Raw genomic sequence first — 13,157 nt, 5'->3', positions numbered from 1 at the left:
TACGCGTTACTCACCCGTCCGCCGCTCGTCAGCAGGAGCAAGCTCCCCTGTTACCGCTCGACTTGCATGTGTTAAGCCTGCCGCCAGCGTTCAATCTGAGCCATGATCAAACTCTTCAGTTTAAAAGCTTGCTCACTCAAATTCTTACACTAACAATAACTTAATCGATTCATCATCTAAGATCACAAATCAACATAAAGCGAATTGACGTGTTTGACTCTCGTAAGACTTCAATTTTTTTGATCGCTCAGTGCCCTACTCAGTAAACTAAGCAAAACCCTGTCGATCTTCTGAAGGTCTCAGCGAGCGCCCACACAAATTATCTGATTATCTATTTTAAAGAGCGTCTGACGTGTTATCGTTCGGCTTGCTTAGCTTGTTGTTTCAGCCAAGTGGCAAAGCGTTGTTTGCGTTGCCGTCCGTGTCAGTGGGTGCGTATAATACATCCTAGAATTTTGAGCGCAAGTACTTTTTTAGGTTTCCGATGATTTTATTTTATAAAGTCTAAAATCGTTCAATAAGCCAACAAAAAAGCAAAAATCTAGCTCAAAACTAAGCCAATCTCATGCATCAAGTCGTTCAGGCATTACCACTGGAAGTTGGCGCTCGATTTTCATCGACTGCAGGCTTACCTCAACTTGATAGGCAATGACCTCTACGCCCTTTGCAACCACTTCGATAAAAGCTTGTGCATACTTCTTATCAATATGTGCAGCGGGTGTCACAGAATCGATTCCAGTATGACTCACACAGAAAAACATTACTGCACGATGTCCCTCTTCAACCATCTGTGCCAGTTCGTATAGATGCTTACGTCCCCGATCTGTTACCGCATCTGGAAAGTAGCCCCTTCCATCTTCTTCTAATAACGTGACATTCTTCACTTCTACATAGCACTTACGGCCGTCCTCACCCGTGAGTAACCAATCGATTCGGCTGTTTCCGCCATATTTCACTTCCGCTTTTTGCTCAGCGTAACCAGCAAGTTCTTTCACTACACCATTAGCAATGGCTTCGCCCACCAGCTTATTTGGATAGCCAGTATTGATACAAGCCAAATATTGATTATCAACTTCTACTAGCTCCCAGGTATAAGCCAACTTGCGCTTAGGGTTATCACTTTTCGAAAGCCAAACGCGAGCATGCTCTTGTTGGCAGCGTTTCATTGACCCCGTATTTGGACAATGGGCCACCACGACCTCGCCACTTGGCAACTCAATGTCAGACAAAAAACGCTTATAACGCTTAATCAATTTCCCCTCTATTAAGGGCGTTGGAAATTTCACAACAATGCTCCAGCACTTTTTCACTATTCAATACAAACCAAAACGGCCCTCTTTACTATAAAGAGAGCCGCTTTATTAAACCATTAACACGGGAAGATTATTCCCACTAAGTCACTCGTGCGGAAGGTACGCTCAGCGAATTTATAAAGTCGATGGTTTCTACCGCCATCGCTCGAGACAGACGAAATGCAAACAGCCCCTACGCCAGCGCGAATTGAATTAGGCTCTGTTCACTCGTGAGATGGATACCATCTAGGAATTGCGTGGCAGCTCTGTGGGTAAAAAACATAGCATTTTCTTATTCTCCCTTTATTATGACGAGCGACTGTGGTTGTTTTCGGTACTTATCCGTCAATCACTAAACGATAAAGGATATAGATACCACTACAAAGGAACAGCAACATGGGCCCCATCCTCTAAATATCATTGGTATCCCACTCTTTACGACACAATAGCTCATGCTGATTTGTACAAATAAATAAAATTATCCACTTACTCTCTAATAAAATTTTATCTTATGAAAAAAGCGTTTTACCTTGCTGCTTTACTGTCACTTTTTAGCCCGTTAGCAATCGATATGTACCTTGGCCTTATGAGCGTCATCGAAGGTGAGTTTCATGCAAGTGCTTCGCTTACGCTATCTGTTTTTCTCTTTGGACTAGGCGTAGGGCAAATTCTATTTGGTCTGGTTAATGATAAAAAGGGATTGTCGTTCTTGATTGTATTTTCCTTGATCGGCTATATCTCAACCTCTGGCGCTATTTTCTTATTTACCGACTATCTTTCTTTGCTCATCTCTCGTTTTGGCCAAGGCATCTTTGCGGGCGGTTTATCCTTGTCATCCATACTCTTTATTGATCGAAGCTTTCAAGGCAATGAAAAGCAAAAATACCTTGGCTATCAGCAGTCTATCATGAATGCCATTCCTGCTACGGCCCCAGCCATTGGTACTTTTTTATATGAGTTAACGGGAAGCTGGCGAGCCACGTTTTTAGTCCTTTTTGTTATAGGAATAGCATTTCTATTTTGGTTGTTGAGAAACCTTAGCATTATTCCTAAAAGTCACGCGACAATGAGACAAAGAGCTTCTTTCAATAAGGATTATATTCGATACGGTATTATTTCCATATTAAGCTTAGGTGGACTTTTTACTTATGTCTCAGCATATCCTTTTGTTATTGACGCCATGGGGCTCAGTAAGCTTTTCTTTCTGATTGCCTTTGCTTTTAATGCTGTATTTATCATATTGGGAGGCATTTTCTCTGGAAACCGCTCCAATCATTGGTCTTCGAAAAAGCTACTTACCTTGGGGGTTTTATTGCAAGCCATCAGTGCCATGATCATATTTTTTAATCATGGTTTTTATTGGCTGTCACTTTTAGGTTTTGCTATGTATTGTTTTTCCTTTCCGATTACGATTGCCAATGCTATGGCAATGAGCTTATCAGGTATTCATACAGGCCATGGAAAACTACTAGGCTATATAACATGCTTGCAAATGTGCGCTGGAGGATTAGGAGGCTATCTGGTCACAAGTCTGACCTTTTCAACGGCCATGTCTTTCGCCTTTTTATTGGCACTCTATGCGCTTATCTCCATTGTCCTCATTCAAGGAAAAACACAATATACGACGGAAGTGAAGGAGCCGTAAGGATCAACTGTAACGGAGCTACTATCGGCTTTTGCAGGTTAGGTACGATGCCCCTATACGGTTTAGTGTTTTTCTCTCACCAATTAGGCAGCTTTTTGGGTGCATGGGCCAATTGTATCGTCTACGATTTTACAGCTCATACGCCCCTATTTGGTGAACTACGGTTGCGCTAGCGTTTATCTCCGCATTGATTCATCTTCCAATCAACGACAAACCAGTCCCACGTTTAAATATGGCAACCGCGTAACGCTTAAACGCTCCTAGAATAGAATGTCGGGTGCTTCGATTTTCGGATCTAGAGCATGCCAAATAAGAGTCGTTAGACAACAAAAAGCCCGCTAGATAGCGGGCTTGAGAGTGTTTATTGCTGTTCAGTGCAAGGTGTTGCCTAACGCTGAATTATTCCCACTCAATGGTTGCAGGTGGTTTAGAGGATACATCGTATGTCACACGGGAGATGTGTTCGATTTCGTTGATGATACGACCAGAGACTTTTTCCAATAATTCATATGGAAGGTGTGCCCAGCGCGCGGTCATAAAGTCGATGGTTTCAACGGCACGCAGCGCGACAACGTATTCGTAACGACGGCCATCACCTACTACACCAACGGATTTCACTGGTAGGAAAACGGCGAAGGCTTGGCTGGTTTTTTCGTACCAACCGGATTTACGCAGTTCTTCAATAAAGATGGCATCAGCACGACGCAGAATGTCGGCATATTCTTTTTTCACTTCACCCAAGATACGTACCCCAAGACCTGGCCCTGGGAATGGGTGGCGGTAAACCATGTCGTAAGGAAGGCCGAGCTCTAGACCCAATTTACGCACTTCGTCTTTGAACAATTCACGCAGTGGCTCAACCAATTGGAACTTCATGTCTTCTGGTAGGCCGCCCACATTGTGGTGCGATTTGATCACGTGCGCGCCACCGGTTTTAGAAGCTGCAGACTCAATCACATCTGGGTAGATGGTGCCTTGCGCTAGGAAGTCGACATCGGTCAATTTCGCCGCTTCGGTGTCAAAGATTTCAATGAAGGTATTACCAATGATCTTACGTTTTTTCTCGGGATCCGCTTCATCCGCTAATTTACCAAGGAACAGATCTTCGGCATCAACACGGATGACTTTTACCCCCATGTTGTCGGCAAACATTTTCATCACCTGATCGCCTTCGTTTAAACGAAGAAGACCATTATCCACAAACACACAGGTCAGTTGATCACCAATGGCCTTGTGCAACAAAGCGGCAACAACAGACGAGTCCACACCACCCGATAAGGCAAGCAATACTTTACGATCACCTACTTGCTCTTGCATGCGTTCAATCGCATCTTGAGCGATGTTGGCAGGTGTCCATAGAGTGTCACAACCACAAATATCCACAACAAAGCGTGACAAAATACGACCACCCTGTAACGTATGGGTTACTTCTGGGTGAAATTGTACACCATAAAATTTCTTCGCTTCGTTCGCCATCGCAGCAATAGGGCAGCTTTCGGTGGAAGCCATCAAGGTGAAATCGCTCGGCATTTCAATGACTTTATCACCGTGACTCATCCACACATCAAGCATGGCAAGACCATTATTCGCGATATGATCATCAATGTCTTCGAATAGCGAGGGGCCTTCATGTTTACGAATTTGCGCGTAGCCAAATTCACGAATCTCAGAGCCTTGAACTTTACCACCCAATTGCTCTGCCATGGTTTGCATGCCGTAACAAATACCGAAAACAGGCACACCCATTGTGAAAACGGCTTCTGGAGCACGTGGTGAACCAGGCTCAGGAACGGATTCAGGCCCACCCGCGAGGATAATGCCTTTAGGAGCAAAGTCGATAACTTCTTGATCTTCCATATCAAAAGCACGAACTTCACAGTAAACGCCAATTTCACGCACACGACGCGCGATCAGTTGTGTGTACTGCGAACCGAAATCAATAATAAGAATTTTATGAGCGTGGATATCTTGCGACATTGTTAGCCTGTCCTTTCCCCTCACCAGCCAAGATCAGCTTATGCAAGTAAGAGCGATTAATAATTAAGAGCAATAAATAAAGAAGGGGCGTCTTATACGCCCCATCTCGGTATCAATTTAGCAGGTCTAGCCGAGGTGATAGTTCGGCGCTTCTTTGGTGATAGTCACATCATGTACGTGACTCTCACGCATACCCGCTCCGGTGATTTTTGAGAACTGCGTTTTAGTACGCATGGTCTCAATATCAGCAGAACCAGTGTAGCCCATTGAAGAACGAACCCCACCCATCAATTGATGGATTACCGCAGCCATTGGGCCTTTTGATGGTACACGACCTTCAATACCTTCTGGCACCAATTTTTCCACACTACTGGAGTCTTGGAAATAACGGTCACTAGAGCCTTGAGTTTGTGACATGGCGCCTAAAGAGCCCATACCACGATAAGCTTTAAAAGAACGGCCTTGGAACAGAACCACTTCACCAGGGGCTTCATCTGTACCAGCAAGCAAGCCGCCCACCATGATCACACTGGCGCCAGCGGCAATGGCTTTTGAGATATCACCAGAGAAGCGAATACCGCCATCGGCGATTACAGGAATACCGCGTGGATTCATCACTTCTGCCACATTCGCTACCGCACTGATTTGAGGAACCCCCACACCAGCGACAATACGAGTGGTACAGATAGAACCAGGGCCAATACCCACTTTTACGCCATCCGCACCCGCGTCCGCTAAGGCAATCGCCGCTTCTGCTGTGGCAATGTTACCGCCGATAACTTGAATGTGTGGGAAACTCTCTTTTACCCAACGAACGCGATCAATCACGCCTTTTGAGTGACCATGAGCCGTATCCACAACAATGATATCAACGCCTGCATCCGCTAAGGCTTTGACGCGATCCGGTGTGTCCGCCCCCGTTCCGACGGCTGCGCCGACTCGTAAACGGCCTTGATCATCTTTACAAGCATTCGGGAACGTCGTGGCTTTATTGAAATCGGTAACAGTAACCATGCCACGCAGTTCAAACTCTTCATTCACTATAAGCACTTTTTCAATGCGGTTTTCATGAAGTAACTTGCGAATAGAGCCTGCTGATGCGCCTTCTAGAGCTGTCACAAGACGCTCTTTTGGTGTCATGATGTCAGCGACGGTCTTGTCGTAATCTTTCACAAAGCGCACATCACGGCTGGTCACAATACCCACTAAATCGGTGCCTTGAACAACAGGAACACTTGAAATGCTGTTTGCCGCAGTCAGTTCCATTAATTCATGGACAGTGGCTTCAGGGTGAATCGTCACCAAGTCTCGAACAATGCCGCTCTCGTATTTTTTCACACGGCGCACTTCACGAGCTTGCTCTTCAATGGTCAAGTTTTTGTGGACAATACCAATGCCACCTTCTTGTGCCAAAGCAATTGCCATGCGGTGTTCAGTGACGGTATCCATCGCAGAAGACGTCAGCGGAATATTCAGCTCAATGTCTTTTGTGATTTTCGTTTTGAGGCTAACATCCTTAGGAAGAACTTCGGAATAGCCGGGGACAAGCAGTACGTCGTCAAACGTTAAAGCTTCTTGCACGATTCGTAACATAATGGGGAGTTTCCAATGCCAACTAGGGTGTTAAGATGGCAAGTAATTCTACTCCAATAGTCGCACTCGGTAAATCAAAACAACGAGAGATTGATGAAAAAATTTACAACCAGCCCGACACAAGAGACCGCTTTTACCGTCTCACAACTCAACCGCCAGATACAGCAGCTGCTTGAGGCCAGCTTGCCATGGATTTTAGTAGAAGGTGAAATCTCCAATCTAGCCAAGCCGAGTTCCGGACACTGGTATTTTTCATTAAAAGACGACCGAGCTCAGATCCGCTGCGCTATGTTCAAAGGCAAAAATAATGCGGTACGTTTCCAACCCAAAGATGGCGACATGGTACGACTGCGTGCGCGAGTCACTTTTTATGGCCCACGAGGTGACTGCCAACTCTCTGTAGAGAGCATGGAATCCGCCGGCGAAGGCGCCTTACAACAGGCCTTTGAGCGTTTAAAGAATACGCTACAAATAGAAGGCTTATTTGACCCCAAACACAAAAAGCCACTACCGACGAAACCTGAACGTGTGGCGATCATCACCTCCCCTGTTGGAGCAGCTGTGCGCGATATGGTGACCACGTTTCGTCGCCGTTTTCCCTTAACCGAACTCACGGTTCTACCCTCTTTGGTGCAAGGACAAGACGCAGCACGCAATGTGCTTAAGCAACTTCGACGCGCTGACGAAAGTGGTTACTTCGATGCCATTATTCTGGGTCGTGGTGGTGGCTCGTTAGAGGACCTATGGAGCTTTAATGATGAAACATTGGCCCGGGCGATTTTTGCCGCCAATACACCGATTGTTTCAGCGGTGGGCCATGAAGTCGACTTTACCATCGCCGACTTTGTCGCTGACATGCGTGCCGCAACGCCCACTGCCGCCGCTGAGCTATTAAGCCCAGACCGCACGCAACTGATCCGTCAAATAGAGCAACAAAAAAGCCAACTAACACGGCGTATGTCACGTATTCTAGAGCAAAACCAGCAACAGCTCGACTTTCTGACTAGACGTATTCGACACCCCAAAGAGCGCATTGACCAACAACAAAACCAGCTCGATCAACTAAAGCGTCGACTACAACAAAGCATGCAGCGTCAGATTCAGGACCAGCAGACACGTTCAGACAATTTGACTCACCGCCTGGCAAAAAACAGCCCTGCACGTCGTATTGAGCAAAATAAACAGACGCTCCAAAATATGGATACACGCCTTGCTCGCGCCTTACAAAGCACATTGACCAGCAAACAAACCGCCTTTGGGCGTCTTGTAGAAAAGCTCAACCTTGTCAGCCCGCTAAACACCTTATCTCGCGGTTACGCCATCGCCAGCAAAGACAAGCAAGTCATACGCTCCGTGGCAGATGTTAGCAAAGATGATAAAATTGCCATCCGAGTAGAAGACGGCACCATCACTGCGAGCGTTAGTTCTAAAAGAAGAAACAGAAAAGCCCTTTAAATGCCTTTAAACAAACTCACTTTGGCTTTTAATTGTGTCATTTCATTCCCAATGGATTCCGTTGCGATTCGGCTCTGGTTGAATAACGCTGTCGTATGCTGGCTCTGCTCGGCTAGCATAGACAAGTGATTATTAATGTCTTGCACCGCCACACTTTGATTGTCCGCTCGTTCTAGCACTTGTTCATTCATATTAAACAACTGTTGCAAACAGTGATCCAGCGACGACACCTTTTCATAAACTTTTTGTTGGCTGGAAAGGGTTTCCTCGCTGCGCTCGCAGGCGGTATCAATCTGATTCGTCACAAGGGAAGAAGCACTGCGTAATTGCGTAATAATCTCTTGAATTTCTGTAGTGGACTGACTGGTACGCTGGGACAACAAACGCACTTCATCGGAAACAACCGCAAAGCCACGGCCATGCTCACCAGCACGCGCCGCTTCTATAGCGGCATTCAACGCCAATAAATTCGTCTGCTCAGAGATCGAGGTAATAACATCTAAGACCGACAAAATTTTCTCGATATGCACATTCAGCTCATTCAAGCTGCTTTTGCTTTCAGTCATATCCGTTTTGAGTGTCTGTAAATATTCAAGACTGTGCTCTACTTCGCTATTGGCTTGTTTTAGCTCTTCATTTCCCTGATGAGATAACTCACCCGCTTTGGCTGCTAACTCTGATACTTGAGTACTTTGTTCCGTAATATTTTGCGTCGCTGTGTAGATTTGCTCAACGGACTTCTGCTCCTCTTCAGAGGCCAAGGACAATTCATCCACCTGTTTATTTAACCCCTCAACCGAATCATCCGTCGTCTCAACGGCATGGTTTACCGTCGTCAACGAGCTCTTAAGTGTGTTAAGCAAAGAGTTAACAGCATTGGCTAAGTCGCCTACTTCTGCTTGGTCTTTGGTGAGCACTTTATGATTAAGGTTCAAGCTTTCCGACACCGCGTTAATTTCTTTGCTAATCAGTACAATCGGCTTGGTCAAAGACCCTACCATAAAGTATAACGCCACTAGGGAAACAGCAATGAGCCCAATAACCAGCAACAACGCCGTAATAAGCTGTTGATAGATAGGTGATAATATTTGCTCAGAAGGCACCCCAATAACAATAAAGCGATCCAGCATGGGCACCCACAACGCCCCCAGATAGTAATCTTTTCCCGAAATGCTTTTCTCAACTATTTGAACTTGGTTTTTATCCTGTAACAGGGAAGCAATATCGGCTGGTTTGATCATATCGATCGCTGGAGACTCTCCTTTGGCCTGGATAACACCTTGATCCGTCACCAACATCGCCCGGCCGCTTTTCCCAATGGTCAGTTGTTTGACCATGTCAATCAACTTATCGACTTTAATGGCCAACCCTGCCACTACCAGTGGTTTGCCTGTTGTGGGATCCATCTCACTACTGCGATAATTGATGTATAACTTTTGATCGGCATACTGCAGATTGAGCTCGTAGTCTTTATTTTTTGCTAAAAAATTAGGATAGAATTCTTTGTAAGGGTAATCAGCTAGAGGCGTGCGGAAAAACTTTTTATCATAACCTAAGAATTCCAAGCCATTTTTCATATTGACCACATAAAACGTGGAATCACTGCCGGATAGCCGCTTAATACTGCTCAGCTCATCCGCCACTAAAGGTAATCTTGATTCATTTGCTCCTTTTTTTACCCAATCGGCTATAAAACGGTCATTGGTCATTAACTTAGAGGCATTAATCAACGGGGAAATTTGTTCGCTTACACGAGAAGAGAGACTGTGCAGACGATTGGGTAACAACTCTTCTTTCAGTTGTTTAAGATCTGACTCCATTGTGGAACTGGCCCAAAGCCCTAATAACAAGGCCCCAATGGCGACCAGCAATACAGATAACGCAATAAACATTCGACTTCGAATAGAAAGAACCTGCCAACTCATACACTATCCTTAATACCTATATCCCTAAACCTATTGACCCAAGTGATCAACCATTAATGAAACGCAATCGGAAAGGCTTGTTTTAACGATTTGATACAATCACTTACTCAGCTCTATATGGTAATAGCAAAGAAATGATGATTCGTCACCTAACTTAAAGAAATTAAGATAAAATCTAGCGTCCTATAAAATAGAACAGCTCACCATCTTAAATAAACAAATCATTGACGTGGAACGGAACAAAGAGTGACCACTGTCATACTCGAAGACTTCAGCCACCCCCTCTGCTGCAAAACGCCCCAAATATAGCCATAACTCATTTCTAAAAAAAGCAAAGATATCTTAATAAATGAATAATTGTGCAAACCTTGATGACTCCCTACTATTCAAAGCTTAGCTAAATTGATTATAAAAATACTGCGGAGCCATATCCATGATGAATACGCATGTGGACGTTGATACCCCTCTCTCGAATAGAGCAATCTCTGATAAGAAACTCGTCAAGTTGGTTGTTGCCTCTTCCATTGGCAATGCGTTGGAATGGTTTGATCTTATCGCTTATGCTTTTTTTGCACGTACCATTTCTAAGCTCTTCTTCCCCACAGACAATGCCACCCTATCATTGATGTTGGCCCTGTTTGCCTTTGCCATGTCGTATTTAATTCGCCCTCTTGGTGCCATTGTCATTGGTAATTATGCCGATAAAGTTGGTCGTAAATCCGCAATGCTACTCACCATTTGGTTGATGATGGCAGGCACATTTTTGATCGCGGTGATGCCGACGTATCAAACCATTGGCCTGCTTGCACCAATCGGTATATTGGTCGCTCGTTTACTACAAGGTTTTTCCGCTGGCGGTGAGTTTGGCAGCGCAACGGCGATGCTGGTAGAGCATTATCCTGAACGCAAAGGTTTTATTTCGAGTTTTATGTTTGCGAGCCAAGGGTTGAGTGGGTTGTTAGGTGCGGGATTTGGGTTGCTATTAACCACCACATTGACCACAGATCAACTTGAAGGCTGGGGGTGGCGTGTTCCTTTTATCTTTGGCCTTTTAATCGGCCCAATTGGCTTGTATATTCGCCGACATATTGAAGAGGCTGGAGAGTTTTCACAAAGCAAAGAAGAGAAAATCCCTCTCGTCGAACTGTTTGCCTCCAACAAGCTTGGCATCTTACTCAACATTGGAGCCATGGTTCTGTCTACATCCGTGACTTACTCCATCATTTTCATGCCGACTTATGCGACAAAATACCTTGGTCTAAGCAATTCTATTGGCTATGGTGGCACGCTAATCAGTTATACCGTACTTATGGTACTCACCCCCTTTGTGGGGATTTTATCAGACCGTATTGGCCGTACTCGCTTAATGATGGCCGCAGGCTTACTCTTTTTTATTAGTGTTTTTCCTGTGTTTTTCTTACTGTCCCATCACCCAACATTGATTATGCTCGCAAGTGTTTTATTTTGGCTGAGTATTTTAAAGTCCCTGTATTTTGGCGGCTTGCCTGCCTTGATGTCAGAGCTTTTCCCTACTCGCGTTCGCGCGACGGGTATGTCGCTTAGCTATAACATCAGCACCACGATATTTGGCAGCTTTACGCCCTTTCTATTGGTCTGGACGATCAGTGCAACTGGAGATGAGCTAGCCCCCAGTTATTACTTGCTCTTCACCAGTTTTATTAGCTTGATGTCGCTTATAGCAATCCGTAAGTACTTTACAATACGCTAAGCCCATCATAAGACGCCACAAAATAGGCGACGTCATAGTGAGGTCGCCTATTTTAGGATGGTGCAGATATTGATATTTGTTATCTCTAACTAGGCCAGTGCTCACCAAGATCCCAAAATACCCCAGCGGCTGATAACAGCCCTTGTTTTACAATACTCTCCAGAAGATGTTCGTCTGGCGCATGTTGCTTACAGGAAGGATAAGAATGAGGCATCCAAACCGTCGGCAATGCTAATACATCGGCAAAGCAGTGATTCGGAATCGTGCCACCTAAGTTGGGTAATACAGTGACCGTTTGCCCCAACGATGTCTCCATCGATGTTTTTACAAATCCGACCCAAGGGTGTGCGGGGTCCAACCGTGTTGCATTGTAGCCGCCGTCATAAAGGACTTTCACATCCCCTAAGCCCTGCTCTTCAAGAAAAGCCGTCAAATTGGCCACCAAGTTTTGCCAATCAGTTCCGGGGACAATACGTAAATGACACACGGCTTCGGCGACATTCGGGATAACACCAATAGGCTTGTTAATATCACCCGCCCCCAACGCGATCACTTCAAGCGTATTACAACCAAATAAGCGCTCGCCGTCGCTCAATTGAACCTCCCCCCATTGATCATTCAAGACGGGGTCACTCGCGCTACCACCAATGGTTAATTCACGCATCATCTCTGCGGCAACACCATTAGGCAAAGGCGCCCGTAAACAGGTAGCGGTGACGCGACCATCAGCGGTTGTTAAGCTGGCTAACGCATGCTGTAAACGTATGGCAGGGTTGGTAATAACACCACCCCAGTTTCCAGAATGGCGATCACCGTTGCCCGTTTCACAACGCAACCGAAACTGACAAACACCACGGGAACCTAAAAATATCGTGGGGGTGTGGGCATTAAGACGGGGGCCATCGGACGCCAAAAACACATCGGCTTGCAGTGCGTCTTTGTGCTCCCGACAAAAATGCTCCAACCCTTTTGAGCCAATTTCTTCGCTCATTTCGAACAGCACTTTGATGTTGTAACCCAGTTTACCTTGGCGCGCCTCAAGAACAGACGCTAGCGCCATAAGATTAATAGTGTGCTGGCCTTTATTGTCGGCCGTGCCACGACCAAAGATTTGCTCACCAATCTGCGACAATGTCCACGGATGTGTACCTGCTTGCCACAATTCCGCCTGCCCATTCGTGACGTCTCCGTGCCCGTAAGTTAACAGGGTCGGTAACGCATCGTCTTCGATACGTTTGGCAATCAATAAAGGCGGGCAAGATTCGATAGGATTCGGATAAATCTCACAGTCAAAGCCCAACGCTTCTAAAGTGGGTTGAATCTCTTCAATAAGGTAGCGATGCAAGTGACTACTGGCATCAGGATTTTGGCTTTCAGTAGGAAAACGAACACGACGCGTTAACGTGTCGATAAAAAGTCCCTCTTCTAGCGTCTGCGCAGCGAGTTGCAATGCCAATTGTCGACCTTGACTGGAAACATCACTCATTTTTTCTCCCAAAATATCGCTTTAAATACGACATTTAGCTTAAGATGGGAGAAGC

At 45.5% G+C, this 13,157-nt stretch carries 8 protein-coding genes and 1 rRNA gene; 3 read left to right on the top strand and 6 right to left on the bottom strand.

Features of this window, described 5'->3' with window-relative positions; genetic code table 11:
- Together MSP8886_RS20910 and sfsA are read right to left on the bottom strand one after the other, a co-directional pair.
- Window positions 1-122 (bottom strand): 16S ribosomal RNA (locus tag MSP8886_RS20910); the annotation flags it as partial.
- Between the two features lie 441 nt (window positions 123-563).
- A complete protein-coding gene (sfsA, locus tag MSP8886_RS20905; protein WP_067020767.1) occupies window positions 564-1,286 on the bottom strand; it encodes a DNA/RNA nuclease SfsA in 723 nt (240 codons plus the stop codon).
- Between the two features lie 517 nt (window positions 1,287-1,803).
- Between sfsA and MSP8886_RS20900 the strand changes: the two genes are divergently transcribed.
- Window positions 1,804-2,937, top strand: a complete 1,134-nt coding sequence (locus MSP8886_RS20900) for an MFS transporter (protein ID WP_083201078.1) — start codon at window positions 1,804-1,806, stop codon at window positions 2,935-2,937.
- 399 nt (window positions 2,938-3,336) lie between these two features.
- Here MSP8886_RS20900 and guaA read toward each other — a convergent pair whose 3' ends face one another.
- The gene (gene guaA / locus MSP8886_RS20895) at window positions 3,337-4,914 is read right to left on the bottom strand and encodes a glutamine-hydrolyzing GMP synthase (protein ID WP_067020748.1); all 1,578 of its coding nucleotides are present in this window, start codon (window positions 4,912-4,914) and stop codon (window positions 3,337-3,339) included.
- 126 nt (window positions 4,915-5,040) lie between these two features.
- The gene (gene guaB / locus MSP8886_RS20890; RefSeq protein WP_067020745.1) at window positions 5,041-6,507 is read right to left on the bottom strand and encodes an IMP dehydrogenase; all 1,467 of its coding nucleotides are present in this window, start codon (window positions 6,505-6,507) and stop codon (window positions 5,041-5,043) included.
- A 93-nt stretch (window positions 6,508-6,600) separates the two neighbouring features.
- On the opposite strand from guaB, the gene xseA reads away from it, so the two are divergent.
- Complete coding sequence (gene xseA, locus MSP8886_RS20885; protein ID WP_067020742.1) at window positions 6,601-7,962, top strand: exodeoxyribonuclease VII large subunit; 1,362 nt, start codon at window positions 6,601-6,603, stop codon at window positions 7,960-7,962.
- Here the strand turns inward: xseA and MSP8886_RS20880 are convergent.
- A complete protein-coding gene (locus MSP8886_RS20880) occupies window positions 7,959-9,887 on the bottom strand; it encodes a methyl-accepting chemotaxis protein (protein ID WP_067020739.1) in 1,929 nt (642 codons plus the stop codon). The two genes, xseA and MSP8886_RS20880, sit on opposite strands and share 4 nt — an antisense overlap.
- A 433-nt stretch (window positions 9,888-10,320) precedes the next feature.
- Here MSP8886_RS20880 and MSP8886_RS20875 point away from each other — a divergent pair, with 433 nt between their 5' ends.
- Complete coding sequence (locus MSP8886_RS20875; protein ID WP_083201077.1) at window positions 10,321-11,616, top strand: MFS transporter; 1,296 nt, start codon at window positions 10,321-10,323, stop codon at window positions 11,614-11,616.
- 85 nt (window positions 11,617-11,701) lie between these two features.
- Here MSP8886_RS20875 and MSP8886_RS20870 read toward each other — a convergent pair whose 3' ends face one another.
- A complete protein-coding gene (locus MSP8886_RS20870) occupies window positions 11,702-13,102 on the bottom strand; it encodes a M20 family metallopeptidase (protein WP_067020737.1) in 1,401 nt (466 codons plus the stop codon).
- Window positions 13,103-13,157 lie beyond the last annotated feature (55 nt).

Source organism: Marinomonas spartinae, assembly GCF_900089775.1.
In the GTDB taxonomy this organism is placed as follows: Bacteria; Pseudomonadota; Gammaproteobacteria; order Pseudomonadales; family Marinomonadaceae; genus Marinomonas; species Marinomonas spartinae.
This window is presented reverse-complemented; position numbering and strand designations above follow the sequence as displayed.